This is a genomic window from Xanthomonas sontii, assembly GCF_040529055.1.
Classification (GTDB): domain Bacteria; phylum Pseudomonadota; class Gammaproteobacteria; order Xanthomonadales; family Xanthomonadaceae; genus Xanthomonas_A; species Xanthomonas_A sontii.
Map to the genome: position 1 here is coordinate 4,665,906 of NZ_CP132342.1, position 14,427 is coordinate 4,680,332.

The 14,427-nt window shown below is 69.7% G+C and carries 13 protein-coding genes; 2 read left to right on the forward strand and 11 right to left on the reverse strand.

Translation table 11 applies throughout. From position 1 onward, the window contains the following. Window positions 1–76 precede the first annotated feature (76 nt). From RAB70_RS19720 to folC, 7 genes are all read right to left on the reverse strand, one after another. Complete coding sequence (locus RAB70_RS19720; RefSeq protein WP_010341104.1) at window positions 77–1,321, reverse strand: zinc-dependent metalloprotease; 1,245 nt, start codon at window positions 1,319–1,321, stop codon at window positions 77–79. A 229-nt stretch (window positions 1,322–1,550) separates the two neighbouring features. After that, window positions 1,551–2,402, reverse strand: coding sequence for a ferritin-like domain-containing protein (locus RAB70_RS19725; RefSeq protein WP_170268223.1), 852 nt, complete (start codon window positions 2,400–2,402; stop codon window positions 1,551–1,553). Then, window positions 2,354–2,902 (reverse strand): hypothetical protein, encoded by a 549-nt coding sequence (locus tag RAB70_RS19730; protein WP_148828560.1) that lies wholly within the window; start codon window positions 2,900–2,902, stop codon window positions 2,354–2,356. Before RAB70_RS19730 ends, RAB70_RS19725 begins: the two co-directional genes overlap by 49 nt. Window positions 2,903–2,930: 28 nt before the next feature. Beyond that, entirely contained in the window at window positions 2,931–4,397 is a 1,467-nt protein-coding gene (gene purF, locus RAB70_RS19735; RefSeq protein ID WP_017913998.1) for an amidophosphoribosyltransferase, read from the reverse strand. A gap of 28 nt (window positions 4,398–4,425) precedes the next feature. Then, on the reverse strand, window positions 4,426–5,187 hold the full coding sequence (locus RAB70_RS19740) for a CvpA family protein (RefSeq protein ID WP_017908612.1): 762 nt from the start codon (window positions 5,185–5,187) through the stop codon (window positions 4,426–4,428). Between the two features lie 95 nt (window positions 5,188–5,282). Beyond that, window positions 5,283–6,380 carry an SPOR domain-containing protein gene (locus tag RAB70_RS19745; RefSeq protein WP_148828559.1) on the reverse strand — a complete coding sequence of 366 codons (1,098 nt, stop codon included), beginning with the start codon at window positions 6,378–6,380 and terminating at the stop codon, window positions 5,283–5,285. A gap of 69 nt (window positions 6,381–6,449) precedes the next feature. Then, a complete protein-coding gene (folC, locus tag RAB70_RS19750) occupies window positions 6,450–7,709 on the reverse strand; it encodes a bifunctional tetrahydrofolate synthase/dihydrofolate synthase (protein ID WP_148828558.1) in 1,260 nt (419 codons plus the stop codon). 8 nt (window positions 7,710–7,717) lie between these two features. On the opposite strand from folC, the gene RAB70_RS19755 reads away from it, so the two are divergent. After that, a complete protein-coding gene (locus tag RAB70_RS19755) occupies window positions 7,718–8,068 on the forward strand; it encodes a hypothetical protein (RefSeq protein ID WP_170268222.1) in 351 nt (116 codons plus the stop codon). Window positions 8,069–8,142: 74 nt separating this feature from the next. On the opposite strand, the gene RAB70_RS19760 is transcribed toward RAB70_RS19755, so the two are convergent. Together RAB70_RS19760 and RAB70_RS19765 are read right to left on the reverse strand one after the other, a co-directional pair. Then, on the reverse strand, window positions 8,143–8,787 hold the full coding sequence (locus RAB70_RS19760; RefSeq protein ID WP_017910762.1) for a histidine phosphatase family protein: 645 nt from the start codon (window positions 8,785–8,787) through the stop codon (window positions 8,143–8,145). 165 nt (window positions 8,788–8,952) lie between these two features. Next, window positions 8,953–11,112 (reverse strand): S46 family peptidase, encoded by a 2,160-nt coding sequence (locus RAB70_RS19765; RefSeq protein ID WP_148829678.1) that lies wholly within the window; start codon window positions 11,110–11,112, stop codon window positions 8,953–8,955. Window positions 11,113–11,263: 151 nt separating this feature from the next. Here RAB70_RS19765 and tdh point away from each other — a divergent pair, with 151 nt between their 5' ends. Continuing rightward, entirely contained in the window at window positions 11,264–12,295 is a 1,032-nt protein-coding gene (gene tdh, locus RAB70_RS19770; protein WP_026144006.1) for an L-threonine 3-dehydrogenase, read from the forward strand. Between the two features lie 89 nt (window positions 12,296–12,384). On the opposite strand, the gene RAB70_RS19775 is transcribed toward tdh, so the two are convergent. Together RAB70_RS19775 and RAB70_RS19780 are read right to left on the reverse strand one after the other, a co-directional pair. Further along, entirely contained in the window at window positions 12,385–13,083 is a 699-nt protein-coding gene (locus RAB70_RS19775) for a TorF family putative porin (RefSeq protein WP_017910766.1), read from the reverse strand. A 303-nt stretch (window positions 13,084–13,386) separates the two neighbouring features. Next, window positions 13,387–14,427, reverse strand: coding sequence for a sulfate/molybdate ABC transporter ATP-binding protein (locus RAB70_RS19780; protein WP_017914302.1), 1,041 nt, complete (start codon window positions 14,425–14,427; stop codon window positions 13,387–13,389).

Genomic DNA, 14,427 nt, shown 5'->3' on the forward strand with positions numbered 1-14,427 from the left:
GGCGCCGCCGCGCCCGCTCCGGCCATCTTCGCCGCGCGTGGCGCAGGCACGCGGCCTGCGCCACGCGCGCGCCGGCTCAACGGAACCCGGCCACCGTCGCCTTGGTGTTGACCAGCACGCGCTGGTTGTCGGCGGTGCTGGCATTGCCCATCGGCACGCCGTTGTAGGACACGTTCGGGTTGGACCAGTAGTTCAGCCGCGGGCAGCTGCTGGTGCAGTTGTAGGCCATGATCGTGCGCCAGCTGTTGCCGTAGCGATAGCCGTGGCCATAGGCGTACGGCGAGGTGCTGGAGTCGGTGGCCACGTCGTGGCGCGCGCTCTGCAGATGGCCGATCTCGTGGGCGAAGCTGTAGTAGCCGGTGGCGCAATCCCAGTACACCGCCGCGAACGCGGTGGCGGCGGTGGAACCGATGCCCGAGGCGAGACCGCAATAGGCGGAGTTGTCGATGATCAGCACGCCGACGTCGGCCGCGGTGTTGTTGCGCGAGGTATGGATGCTGTCCATGTAGCCGTCGCTGGTGCCGCGGAAGCGGGTCAGGTCGGTGTTGAAGTCGCCGGACTCGGTGTAGTTGGTGGTCTCGTAGCCGGCCAGCTGCATGGTGATGCCGACGTTGCTGTTGGTGTAGCCCTGGTTGGACTCGGCCACCGCCAACTGCACCAGCGACTGCATGTTGCCGCCGTAGCTGGTCACCGCCTTGTTGGTCGCCACCACCAGCACACGGATGGTCGCGGGCGAACCCGACGAGGCACCGGCGGCGGTCACGCGTTCGTCGATCACCGACTGCGGCATCTGCACCGTCGGCAGCAGCGCGTAGTCGGCCGGATGCTCGGCCGGCATGCGGCGTTCGTCGACCTCCACCAGCACATGGCCGCCACCGGCGATCGGACGCAGGTGGAACAGGGTGCCGTTGCTGCGGATGCTGCCGGTGATGGTGTCGCCGCTGCGCACCAGGATCGCCGAGTTCAGCGGATCCAGGCCGGACAGCGCGCGGGTCCGCGCCACCGCGGCATTGCCGAGATTGCCGTACCAGATGCTGTTGCCGCCTTCCAATTGCTCGGTCTTCAACTGCGTGGCGGTGATGCGCTGGCCCAGCAGGTCCAGCTCGAGTTGCTTCTGTCCGGCGGTGACCGCGGCGGCGTTCACGCCGACCCGCTGCACCGCGCCGGTGGCGGGATTGGCCAGCAGGCGGCTCAGCGCCGGCTCGCCGGCGATGGACTTGGAGACGTACTGGCTGCTCTGGAACAGGGGCGTTCCGGCTGCGGAGGCGGAACCGGCGACACACAGGGCAAGCATCGCGGTAAGGCTGCACATCGACTTCATGTCGGACTCCTGGGTGGTGAGTAGGGACGAACGTCGCCCCGCGCGCGGCCGGAGACGGGGGAGGCCGCGCGGGGGAGTTCGATTAGCCGCTCAGCCACCGTTCAGCGCAAGCAACAAATGCAGCGGGGTCTCCGCTCGGAGATAGGCGTCACAGAACGCACGCAAGGGCGTTCATGCCGCACCTGCGCGTTGACACGACCCGGGCGCCACGCCGCAGGAGGACGCCGCCTCAGCCGGCCTGCTGCTGCAGGGCCAGCAATTCGTCCTCGTCGAATCCCGCCAGCAGGCGCGCCTGCAGGTTGAACGGGCCGTGCAGGTAGCCGCCGGCGTACTCGCGCAGCAGCGCCGCGAAGCGCGCGCGCGGCTCGATCCCGGCCTGTGCGCAGTACCAGCGGTACCAGCGCGAGCCGGCGGCCACGTGCGCCACTTCCTCGCGCAGGATGATGTCCAGGATGTCGGCGGTGGCGTCGTCGCCGAGCGCGCGCAGCTTGGCGATCATGCCCGGGGTCACGTCCAGGCCGCGCGCCTCCAGCACGCGTGGCACCAGCGCCATCCGCGCCAGGCCGTCGTGGGCGGTCTTCTCGCACATCTCCCACAGGCCGTTGTGCGCGGCGAAATCGCCGTAGGCATGGCCCAGCGCGCGCAGGCGGTCGCGCAGCAGCACGAAATGGCGGGATTCGTCGTCCGCCACCGCCACCCAGTCGGCGTAGAACGCCGGCGGCAGGCCGCGGAAGCGGTAGACCGCGTCCCAGGCCAGGTCGATGGCGTTGAGTTCGATGTGGGCGATGGCGTGGATGAACGCCGCACGGCCCTCGGCACTGCCGAGGCCGCGCCGCGGCAGCTCGCGTGGATGCACCAGCAGCGGTCGCGGTGGCCGCCCCGGCATGCGGATCGGCTCGGGCGGCGGCGCCACGGCCGGCACCGCGAGCGCGCCGTCGCGCCAGGCCGCGGCATGGCGCTGGGTCAGCGCCACCTTCTCGTCGGGGTCGGCGGCGTCCAGGCAGGCGCGCGCGGCCTGGTACAGGTCGCCGTTCACGGCGCCACCGTCGGATGCGCTGCCGCCTGGCGCCGTTCCAGCCAGGTGCGCTGGGCCTGCTCGCAGCGGTTGCCGGGCACCTTGAACACGCAGTCCACGCGATGTGCGCAGGCCAGGGCGAAGGCGCTGCGGCGGTCGGCCGTGGGCGGTTCGGGGATGCTCGCCAGCGGTGCGCCCGACGGCCAGCCGGCGTCGACGCCGATGCCGGCGGCAAGCAGGCGCGCCGTGCCATCCCGGCAATCGACGGCATACCCCCACTGCGGCGCATCGGCGCGCACGTCGTCGGAGGAGCGCTGCGCGCGCAGGCGCAGCAGCAGCAGGTCCTCGCCGATGCGCTGCGCGCCGGCGATCGCCAGCGGTGCGCGGTAGCCCGGCTGCAGCACCGCCAGCTGGTCCGGGGCCATGTACAGCTGCAGCATGGTCAACTGCGCACTCGGCACGCTGCCGTCGCGCAGGCGCGGATCGTCCAGCGCCTGCACCGGCCGCGTGGCGTCGTCAGCAGTGCAGCCGCCGCACAGCGCCGCCAGACCCGCCAGCGCGAGCATGCGCCGCGCCCGGGCGCGGCGGCGGGACTCAGGCACGGCGCTTGCGCTTGGCCTCGTCCGAGCGCAGCTGCATGATCCGCTCGAAATAGCCCGGTTCGATGCCGGTGGTGTACTGGCCGTTGAAGCACGAGGAGTCGAACGCCTTCAGTTCCGGGTTGCCCTCGCGCACCGCGGTCTCCAGATCTTCCAGGTCCTGGTAGATCAGCCAGTCGCAGCCGAGGAACTCCTGGATCTCCTGCTCGCTGCGGCCGTGCGCGACCAGTTCGTCGGCGGCCGGCATGTCGATGCCGTAGATGTTGGGATAGCGCACCGGCGGCGCCGCGCTGGCCAGGTACACCTTGCGCGCGCCGGCGTCGCGCGCCATCTGCACGATCTGCCGGCTGGTGGTGCCGCGCACGATCGAGTCGTCGACCAGCAGCACCACGCGGTTGCGGAATTCCAGATGGATCGGATTGAGCTTGCGGCGCACCGACTTCACCCGCTCGCCCTGCCCCGGCATGATGAAGGTGCGGCCGATGTAGCGGTTCTTGACGAAGCCCTCGCGGTACTTCACCCCGAGCACGTTGGAGATCTCCAGCGCGGCGTCGCGCGAGGTGTCCGGGATCGGAATGATGGTGTCGATGTCGTGGTCCGGGCGCAGGCGCAGGATCTTCTCGCCCAGCTTCATGCCCATGCGCATGCGCGCCTTGTGCACCGAGACGTTGTCGATCATCGAGTCCGGCCGCGCGAAGTACACGTACTCGAAGATGCACGGGGTGTGGTCGGTGGGCGAGGCGCAGACCTCGGAGAACAGCTCGCCGCGGCCGGTGATCACCAGCGCTTCGCCGGGGCGCACGTCGCGCACGCGGGTGAAGCCGAGGATGTCCAGCGCCGAGGACTCGGAGGCGACGATGTACTCGTCGCCCTCCACGCTCTCGCGCTTGCCCAGCACCAGCGGACGGATGCCGTGCGGGTCGCGGAACGCGACCAGGCCCAGCCCCAGCACCACGCTGACCACTGCGTAGCCGCCCTTGCAGCGGCGGTGCACGCCGGCCACGGCGCGGATCGCCGCCTCCGGGGTCAGCATGCGCTGCGCGTCGAGCTCGTAGGCGAACACGTTCAGCAGCACTTCGCTGTCCGAATCGGTGTTGATGTTGCGGCGGTCGGCCTCGAACACCTGCTGGCGCAGGGCTTCGGTATTGACCAGGTTGCCGTTGTGGGCCAGCGCGATGCCGTACGGCGAATTCACGTAGAACGGCTGCGCCTCGTCCATGCCTTCCGAGCCGGCGGTCGGATAGCGGCAATGGGCGATGCCGACGCGGCCTTCCAGCACCGCCATGCGCTTCTCGTCGAAGACGTCGCGGACCAGCCCGTTGGCCTTCTGCACGCGCAGGCGGGTGCCGTCGGCGGTGGCGATGCCCGCCGCGTCCTGGCCGCGGTGCTGCAGCACGGCCAGGCCGTCATAGAGTTGCCCGGCCACGTTCTGGTTGCCGACGATTCCGACGATGCCACACATGTCAACGCTCTCCGCGGCGGGGATGCCGCTATTGGGAAGGTGGCCGTGCCTGGCCGTTGGGTTCGACCCGTGCCGGGTCGAATTGCGCCGGACGCGCCTGCGCCGGATCGATGTTCGCGGGCATCAGTTGCGACGGATCGCCCCCGGGCTGCGCGGACCGCACCCCGGGACGTCCCAGGGCCTTGGACATCATCTCCTGCAGCCCACTGGCCTGCAGGGCGTTGCCCAGCGCGGCATTATCGCCTGCCGCGGGCAAGTTGCCCAAATTCATCTGCGACACGTTCAGTTGCGGCATCTGCGAAAGGTTCATCTGCGGCATCTGCGGCATGTGCCAGTCCGGTATCTGCGCGCGCATCCAGCCCACGCCCGGCTTGAGCACCGGCAACACCATGGAATGCTGCCAGTCCGGCTCGCGGGTCAGCGGGGTGAAGCTCATCAGGAACGCCAGCACCGCGGCGAAGAAGCCGCCGCGCGCCGCCCCCAGGCCGAAGCCGAGCGCGCGGTCGGTGCCCGACAGCGCGGTCGAGCGCACCGCGGTGCGGATCACCATGCCGGTGATGCCGACCACCGCCATCACCGTCACGAAGGTCAGCGCGTAGCCGCCCAGGTAGTAGCTCATGCTCGGCCGGGACCCGTTGGCCAGCCACTGCCCGGCATTGCCGCCGAACTGGAACGTGGCCCAGCCGGCCAGGAACCAGGACAGCGTGCCGACCACGATGCCGACGAACCCGCGCAGGGCCCCGAGCAGGGCCGAGACCAGGATCACCGTCAACAGCACCATGTCGATCATGCGCGCCTCCCGCGGCCGAGCCGCTGCATCGCGCCGATCGCGCGTCGCGCCTGCCTTCCCTGGACCATCGTGCTACTCCATGGGCCGCGGCCCGATCAAGGATGTGGACGTACCATACCGCTGATACCGACCTTGGCTGCCACCTGGGCGCGCAACTGCTCGGCATCGGCGCGGTTGGCGACCGGGCCGACCCGCACCCGGTTCAGCGCGCCCTTGTCGGTGCGCACCTGCTCGACGAAGGCGCTGAAGCCGGCCGCGCGCACCTTGTCGCGCAGGGCGTTGGCGTCCTCGGCCTTGCCGAACGCGCCCAGCTGCACGGCGAAGCCGGTGCCGGAAGCGGCAGGCGCGGCCGGCACGCTCGGCGCCGGCTTGGCCGCCGCCGTGGTGGCCGGGGTCGCCACGGGCTTGGCGGGTTCGGGCTTGGTCGCAGCCGGCTTGGCCGGTTCCGGTTTGGGCGCCGGCGGCGTCGCCGGCTTGGCGGTGGCGACCGGCTTGGCCGGCTCCGGCGGCAGCGCCTCGGTCTTGGCTGGGGCGGCGGGGGCGACGGCGGCGACGTTGCTGGCGGCAGCCGGCGTAGCGCTGGCCGGGGTGGCGTTGCTCGGCGCCGCATCCAGGGTCACCACCTGGGCGTTGACGTCGTTGCGGACCTTGACCGCCTGCAGGCGCACGGATTCGGCCTGGGCGCGATCGGCATACGGCCCGATCCGCACCCGCCAGGCCTGGCGCCCGCCGATCGTGGCCTGCTCGCGGAAGCCCGGCAGCTGCGCCTGCTTGAGCCGCGCGATCACCGCATCGGCATCGGCGGCGGTGGCGTAGGCGCCGAAATTCACCGCGTAGTTGCCGGCGGCCGTGCTCGGCGGCAACGGTTGCGCGGCGCTGCCCGCGGCCGGATCGGCCAGGTCGGCGGCATCGGGGTTGTCCTTGACCGGCGCCGGCGCGGCGGCTGGCGCAGCGGCGGCGCCCGGCGCCTTGGCCATGCCCACCGCCCCGCCACTGGGTGCGTCGCCCGGGGTCACCAGCGGTAGCTCGCGGGTCTCAAACTGGCCGTCGGCCGGCGCGTCGGGCGCCTTCAGCGGCACATTGGCCACGCCGCTGTCGGGCGCAGGCCCCTTCACCAGCATCGGCAGGAAGATCACGGCGAGCGCTACCAGGACAAGGGCGCCAATCAATCGCTGTTTCAGGACGGTATCCACGGAAAGGCTGAGGGGGCGGCGTGGCGGAGTGCCGTGCCGATTATAAGGTGGGCCCGCGCGGAGGCGGGATCAGCCGGCTGAATGCAGCCAGTGCAAGGCCTCGGCGGCGGTATGGAACGAACCGAACACCAGCACCCGGTCGCCCGGATGCGCCTGCGCCAACGCCGATTGCAGCGCCTGCGCCACGCTCTCGGCGCCGCCGGCCTCGGCGGCGGCGGTCCCCGCCAGCCGCGTGCGCAACTGCGCAGCGCTCTGGCCGCGGTTGCCGGCCAGGCCGGCCAGGTGCCAGGCATCGACCTGCGCGGCCAGTACCTCCACCACCCCGGCGGCGTCCTTGTCGGCCAGCGCCGCGAACACCGCGCAGGTGCGGCCGGCGACCGGCTGCGCCTGCAGCGCGGCGGCCAGTTCGCGGGCCGCCTGCGGGTTGTGGCCGACGTCGACCAGCACCTCCACCCCGTCGCGCAGGCACGACTGCAGGCGCCCGCGCAGGCGCGCGGCGGCGATGCCCTCGGCGTAGGCGTTGCGTGGCAGCGAGCGACGCAGCGCGCGCAGGGCGGCGATGGCGGTGGCGGCGTTGGCGCGCTGCACCGGCGCGCGCAGCTGCGGCAACGGCAACTGCAGTTCGGTGCCGACGTCGCGCCAGCGCCAGCGGTCGGCATCGATCGGCTCGTGGAAGAAGTCGCTGCCGGCGCGCAGCGCATTGGCGCCGACGGCGTAGGCGCGGCGCAGCACGCTGGAGGGCGGATCGATCTCGCCCAGCACCAGCGGTTTCCACGGCCGCGCGATGCCGGCCTTCTCCGCGCCGATCGCCTCGCGGTCGGTGCCGAGCCAGTCGGTGTGGTCGATGTCCACGGTGGTGATCACCGCCACATCGGCATCGACCAGGTTCACCGCATCCAGGCGGCCGCCGAGGCCGACTTCCAGCACCGCCAGTTCCAGCTTGGCCTGCTGGAACAGCCACAGCGCCGCCAACGTGCCGTATTCGAAATACGTCAGAGCGGTGTCGCCGCGCGCGGCCTCCACTGCCGCGAAGGCGGTCACCAGGTCGGCATCGCTGGCCTCGTCGCCCTCGATGCGCACGCGCTCGTTGTAGCGCAGCAGGTGCGGCGAGGTGTAGCTGCCCACGCGCCAGCCGGCGGCACGCGCGATGGCCTCGACGAAGGCGACGGTCGAGCCCTTGCCGTTTGTCCCGCCGACGGTGATGACGTGCTTGGCCGGCTTGGTCAGGCGCATGCGTGCGGCGACCGCGCGCACCCGTTCCAGGCCCATGGCGATGTCCTGGGGGTGTTGGCGCTCGATGTAGGCGAGCCATTCGGGGAGGGTGTTCATGGAGACGATTGAACTCGACTGATGCGACAACAGCACGCGCACTCATAGCGGCGACGCATTTTGCTGCTGCTTTGGTTTTGGTTCCGGTTTTGGCTGTTGCTGTTGCTGTGGCGGTTGCTTTGGCTTTGGCTTTGGCTTTGGCTTTGGCTGTTCAGGATCCCGTGAGGCACGGCAAGCAGACCGGACGAAAACCCCGCAGGGGCGGCGCGCAGGACGCGCGCCGTTTTTCGACGGCACATGGATGTGCCGCCGAAAAATGTCCGGTCTGCTTGCGCACCCGGAGCGCGCAGCGCGGAGGGCGTGCCGCCCGGGTGTGCTTTCTTTTGGTTACTTTTCTTTGCACAAGCAAAGAAAAGTGACTCGCGCGCCAAGCGCGAAAGCATTTGCTGTTGCGGTTGCACTACGCCGCGCACTCAGAACGAATCGGAAGGCATTACAGCGCCCGATGTTTCGCCTCGCCGAAGAACGGCGTGTGGTGCGCGCAATCGTTCAAGCGCACCACTTCCAGATGCTCCACATCCGGCCCTTCCAGCAGGTTCAGCGTGGTCGGCGCCTGGCGGAAACTCCACAGCCGCGCGATCGGCAGGCCCAGCACCCGGCACAGGATCACCCGGTTGACCGCATCGTGCGCCACCACCAGCAGCGTGTCGTGCTCGCCCAGGCCCTCGGCGGCGCGGGTCAGGCCGCGCCAGGAACGCTCCAGCACCTGCCGCAGCGACTCGCCGCCCGGCATCAGCACCGTGTCCGGCTCCTCGCGCCAGGCGCGCAGGCGCGCCGGATCCTTCTCGTGGATCTCGCTGGCCAGCAGGCCTTCCCATTCGCCATGGGCGATTTCCTGCAGGTCCGGATCGGTCTGCAGCAACGCCTCGCGCTCAGGGCCCAGGGCGAAGCGCGCGGTGCGCTGCGCGCGGGCCAGCGGCGAGGCCACGGCGCGGGTCAGCGGCACCTCGCGCAGGCGGGCGCCCAGCGCCTGCGCCTGAGCGTCGCCGACCGGCGACAGCGGGATGTCGATCTGGCCCTGGTAGCGGCCTTCGGCGTTCCACGGGGTTTCGCCATGGCGGGCGAGCAGAATGCGCATGCGCTGGATTCCTTGGGGGGAAGGGGCCGTTTCGCAAACGAAAACGGAGCGGCATGATACCCGCTCCGTCGCCGGAAACCCTGCGCTGCATCCCGCGTGCCCGCCGCGGCGTGCCGGGGCGGACATGCGGACGGCGGCCGTCGCCGCCGCCCGCCGGAACCCGGCTCACTTGGCCAGGTTCAACTCCTTCAACAGCCGCGGCGCCGGCATCACTTCCTGCATGATCCAGTGCAGGTAGCGCGAATCGACCGCGATCATCCGGGTCATCGCCGGATCGAACACCCAGTTCGAGCTCACCGACTCCCAGTTGCCGTCGAAGGCCAGGCCGACCAGCTTGCCGTGCGCGTCCATCACCGGCGAGCCGGAATTGCCGCCGGTAATGTCCAGGTCGGACAGGAAGTTGACCGGCACCGTGCCCAGCCGCTTGTCCTCCAGCCCACCGTAGCGCTTGGCCTTGGCCGCCTCCAGCAACGCCTTGGGCGAATCGAACGGCTCCACGCCGGTGTCCTTGGCGACCACGCCTTCCAGCGTGGTGAACGGGGTGTAGGCCACGCCGTCCTTGGGCGCATAGCCCTTGACGTTGCCGAAGGTGATACGCAGCGAGAAGTTGGCGTCCGGATACACGAACTCGCCCTGGCTCTTCTTGTAGTCGGCCACGGCCTGCAGGTAGCGCGGACGCGCCAGCAGTTCCTCGCCCTCACGACGCTTCTCGTCCTGCTCGATCTGCAGCAGGGTCGGCATCAATGCCACCGCATAGCGCAGCGCCGGGTCGTCGCTGGCCTCGAACGCGGCGCGGTCGGCATGCAGCCACTTCAGGCGCGCCTCGGTATTGCCCAGCTGGGTGCCGGCCAGACGCGTGGCGGCGGCCTGCGCGTCGGCACCGGCCAGCCACTGGTCCAGCGCCGGCAGGCGCTGCGCCTTCGGCAGCTTCAGGTACTGGTCGAACCAGTAGCGCTGCAACTGGCTGTCCATGGCCGCGACGTAGCGGCGCTCCATCTGCTTCATCACGCCCTCGATCTCGGGCAGATCGCGCTCCTGATAGCCCGGCTCGCGCTCGGCATCCGGCTTGGCGCGTTCGATCGACAGGCGGTACAAGGTCACTGCACTGCCGAGCACGCCAGTGCGACGCATCTGCCGCAGCACCAGGTCGCGGTCGCGGGTGGCCTTGGCCTGCTCGCCAAGCGCCAGCAGCTGCGCATGCGCCTGCAACGCCGCCTTGCCCTCGCCGCCCTGGCGCTTGAGCCAGGCCAGCACCGCGTCTTCCTCGGCATGCTTCTTGGCCGCCGCATCGATGCGCTGGAAGCCTTCCAACTGCCCCTCGTAGTTCTTGGCTGTGTTGTTCCAGTTGGCCATGGTCGCGGCGTACTTCACCTGGATGTCCGGGTTCTGCTTGCCGGCCTGCTCGACCAGCGCGATCAGGTCGCGGTACTGGCGCGCGCTGGTGGGATAGCCCCAGCTCGCGGTGGCGTCGAATTCGGAGGCCAGCGCGTAGCGGTTGGTGCGCCCCGGGTACCCGGCGACCATGACGAAATCGCCGGCGCCCAGCGGCTGGTCGGCGAACTTGAGGAAGTGCTTGGGCTGGTACGGCACGTTGTCCTTGGCGTAGGCGGCCGGCTTGCCGTCCTTGTCGACGTAGGCGCGGTAGAACGAGAAGTCGCCGGTGTGGCGCGGCCACATCCAGTTGTCGACGTCGCCGCCGAACTTGCCGATGCCCGACGGCGGCGCGTAGGCCAGGCGCACGTCGCGGATTTCCAGGGTGCGGAACAGGCGGTAGGTGTTGCCGCCGGAGAAGCTGTACAGCTCGCAGCGGTAGCCGGCATCGGCTTCGCACGCGGCGACCTGGGCCTTGTCGAAATCCTCCAGCGCCTGCGTGCGCTTGAGCGCATCGTTGCCGGCGGCGGCCATCGCCGCCTTGGCCTGCGCGGTGACGTCGGTGATGCGGTCGAGCACGTAGATGCGCGCGTTCGGGCCCGCGCTCAGTTCGGCGCCCTGGCTGGCGGCGCTGAAGCCGTCGCGGATCAGGTTCTTCTGCGGAGTGGAGTTGAGCTGGATCGCGCCATAGGCGCAGTGGTGGTTGGTCACCACCAGGCCCTGCGGCGAGACGAAGCTGGCGGTGCAGCCGCCGAGCGAGACCACCGCGCCCATCGGGTCGCCGGTGAGATCGGACAGTTGTTGCGGCGACAGCTTCAGGCCGGCCTGCTGCAGCGGCCCGGCGATGTCCGGCAACTGCTGCGGGACCCACATGCCCTCGCCAGCGTGGGCGGCGGAGGCGCCGGACAGGGCGGCCACGGCGGCGATGGCGACAGCCAACGAATTCGAACGCATCGAATAGCTTCCTTGATGACAGACGTTAGAGTGTAACGGCTGTCATCAAGTGGCCGGACCGTGACCAATGGCACCCTGACCGCGCCGCAACATGGCCGCGTCGGCCGGGCGCTTATACTGCGCGCCCTCTTCCCATCGAATCTGCACCGACATGGCGCAAACAATGAAGGCGCTGGTCAAGCGCGAGGCCGCCAAGGGCATCTGGCTGGAACAGGTGCCGGTGCCGGTGCCCGGCCCCAACGAGGTGCTGATCAAGCTGGAAAAGACCGCGATCTGCGGCACCGACCTGCACATCTACCTGTGGGACGAATGGAGCCAGCGCACCATCAAGCCCGGCCTGACCATCGGCCACGAGTTCGTCGGCCGCATCGCCCAGCTCGGCTCGGCGGTCACCGGCTACGAGGTCGGCCAGCGCGTCTCGGCCGAAGGCCACATCGTCTGCGGCCACTGCCGCAACTGCCGCGGCGGGCGTCCGCACCTGTGCCCGAACACGGTCGGCATCGGCGTCAACGTCAACGGCGCCTTCGCCGAGTACATGGTGATGCCGGCCTCCAACCTGTGGCCGATCCCCGACCAGATCCCGTCCGAACTGGCCGCGTTCTTCGATCCCTACGGCAACGCCGCGCACTGCGCGCTGGAGTTCGACGTGATCGGCGAGGACGTGCTGATCACCGGCGCCGGCCCGATCGGCATCATCGCCGCGGGCATCTGCAAGCACATCGGCGCGCGCAACGTGGTGGTCACCGACGTCAACGACTTCCGCCTGAAGCTGGCCGCGGACATGGGCGCGACCCGCGTGGTCAACGTCGCCAACACCTCGCTCAAGGACGTGATGGCCGACCTGCACATGGAAGGCTTCGACGTGGGCCTGGAGATGAGCGGCAATCCACGCGCGTTCAACGACATGCTCGACTGCATGTACCACGGCGGCAAGATCGCCATGCTCGGCATCATGCCGCGCGGCGCCGGCTGCGACTGGGACAAGATCATCTTCAAGGGCCTGACCGTGCAGGGCATCTACGGCCGCAAGATGTACGAGACCTGGTACAAGATGACCCAGTTGGTGCTGTCCGGCTTCCCGCTGGGCAAGGTGCTCACCCACCAGTTGACCATCGACGAATTCCAGAAGGGCTTCGACCTGATGGAAGAAGGCAAGGCCGGCAAGGTCGTGCTGAGCTGGTGATGCGCGCGCCGCGGCAACGCGGCGATGCGATGCCGAAAAAGACGAAGGGCGCCTCGCGGCGCCCTTCGTCGTTTCACGAGACGATGCGATCAGAACGCGATCGTGCCCGAGACCACCACGCGGTGACCGGCCAGGCGCTCGGTGAAGTTCGCCGCGCCCTTGTTGTCGGTGTCGTAGTAGCCCACGCTCAGCGCCAGCGGGCCGACCATCTTGCCCACGCTGACGTTGTAGTCGGTGTAGTCCTGGTACGCGGTCAACGCGCTTTCGTAGGTGGTGCGGCCGACGTGCGCGCCGACGCTGAAGCCCTGCGGCAGCGACCAGTTCCCGTCCAGCGCGTAGTAGAAGCTGTCCCGGTCCAGGTTGTACACGTTGTCGGTGTAGGCCACGGTCAGGGTGTAGGTCTTGAGGAACTTGGTCTTGGTGATCAGTTCGTTGTAGTTCGACTTGCCGGCGCCCGGATAGCCGTAGCGGTTGACCATCACATCGAAGTTCCAGTCCGGCGAGAAATCGACGTTGTAGCCGACGAAGCCGTCCACTTCCCAATCCGGATCGCCCGCGCCGAAATCGACGTTGGAGCCCCAGGTGCCCACGTACAGGCCGAACGGCGAGGTGTAGGTGAGGCCGGCCTGGAACGCCGGGCCCTTGTTGGTCTGGGAGACGCCACGGAACACGTAGTCGCTGACCACGCCATAGGAGCCGGTGATCGGCGAGGTGGGCTCGTCCTGGGCCAGGACGGTGAGCGGCGAAGCGGCCAGTGCGACGGCCAGGGCGAGAGTGGTCTTGTTCACCGGTCATTCTCCTAGGGTTGACGAGGAAGGGGTGCAGCGACGAGGCGGATGCGCCTTTACGGTTTTTTAACTGCTTTGATCGTGCAGTGCAACAACTTTTCACACGGCGCATGCCACGCCGTGACACAAAACCCCCGATTCGCGCCAAGCGCGGACACAGCGAGCCGCCGACAGCGGGAGCCGGCCTGCCAGGGAAGGCCCTCGTCCGGGAGTTGGCGGTCAGGCCGCGACCGGGCAGGCAGCCGCTGGCCACACCAATGCGCAGGCGCGGGCGGTCGCCGATCGGCAAGGCGCGATGGCGCCTCAGTCGGGCCGGGCGAAGACCCCGAAACGGCGTGCGCGCAGGTGCAATGGCTGGCCCGGCGCGTAGTCGGGTGCCCCCTCGCCCGCCGGCAGTTCCACCTCCACCTCGTCGTGGCCGTGCGCCAGCTGCGCGCGCAAGCGCAGTCGCGGGCCGCTGCGCTGGATCGACAGCACCGTCGCCGCCCAGCCCTCGTTGCCTGGCGCCAGGTCTTCCGGCCGCACATACAGCTCGACCGGACCACTGGACAGCGGCGTCGACGGCGCCGGCAAGGCCAGGCCGCCGACCTGCACCGCCCCGTCGTGCAGACGCGCGGGCAGCCGGTTCACCGCGCCGACGAAGGCGTAGACGAAGGGCGAAGCCGGCTGCTCGTAGACCTGTGCCGGGCTGCCGATCTGCTCGATCCGGCCGCGGTTGAGGATGGCCACGCGGTCGGCCAGTTCCAGCGCCTCTTCCTGGTCGTGGGTGACGAACACCGTGGTCAGGCCGGTGCGTTCGTGCAGCTCGCGCAGCCAGCGCCGCAGGTCGCGGCGGACCTGCGCGTCGAGCGCGCCGAACGGTTCGTCGAGCAACAGCACGCGCGGCTCGATCGCCAGCGCGCGGGCCAGCGCCACACGCTGGCGCTGGCCGCCGGACAGTTGCGCCGGGTAGCGTCGCTCCAGATCGTGCAACTGCACCAGCGCCAGCAGTTCCTGCACCCGCGCGCGGATGCGCGACTCGCTCCAGCGCGCCTCGCGGCGCACGCGCAGGCCGAAGGCGATGTTCTCGTACACGCTCATGTGCTTGAACAAGGCGTAGTGCTGGAACACGAAGCCGACCCGGCGCGCCTGCACCGACAGCGCGGTGGCGTCCTCGCCGTGGATCAGCACGCGTCCGCGGTCGGCATGTTCCAGCCCCGCGATCACCCGCAGCAGCGTGGTCTTGCCGGAGCCGGAGGGCCCCAGCAGCGCCAGCAGTTCTCCCTGGCGGATGTCCAGGCTGACGTCGTCGAGCGCGGCGAAATCGCCGAAGCGCTTGCCCAGATGCTGTACGCGGATGCTCAT

Coding starts and splice junctions, on each gene's coding strand:
- RAB70_RS19780 (WP_017914302.1), bottom strand. CDS start 14,427: ATGAGCATCCGCGTACAGCATCTGGGCAAGCGCTTCGGCGATTTCGCC.
- RAB70_RS19730 (WP_148828560.1), bottom strand. CDS start 2,902: ATGCTCGCGCTGGCGGGTCTGGCGGCGCTGTGCGGCGGCTGCACTGCT.
- RAB70_RS19760 (WP_017910762.1), bottom strand. CDS start 8,787: ATGCGCATTCTGCTCGCCCGCCATGGCGAAACCCCGTGGAACGCCGAA.
- folC (WP_148828558.1), bottom strand. CDS start 7,709: ATGAACACCCTCCCCGAATGGCTCGCCTACATCGAGCGCCAACACCCC.
- purF (WP_017913998.1), bottom strand. CDS start 4,397: ATGTGTGGCATCGTCGGAATCGTCGGCAACCAGAACGTGGCCGGGCAA.
- RAB70_RS19765 (WP_148829678.1), bottom strand. CDS start 11,112: ATGCGTTCGAATTCGTTGGCTGTCGCCATCGCCGCCGTGGCCGCCCTG.
- RAB70_RS19720 (WP_010341104.1), bottom strand. CDS start 1,321: ATGAAGTCGATGTGCAGCCTTACCGCGATGCTTGCCCTGTGTGTCGCC.
- tdh (WP_026144006.1), top strand. CDS start 11,264: ATGGCGCAAACAATGAAGGCGCTGGTCAAGCGCGAGGCCGCCAAGGGC.
- RAB70_RS19740 (WP_017908612.1), bottom strand. CDS start 5,187: ATGATCGACATGGTGCTGTTGACGGTGATCCTGGTCTCGGCCCTGCTC.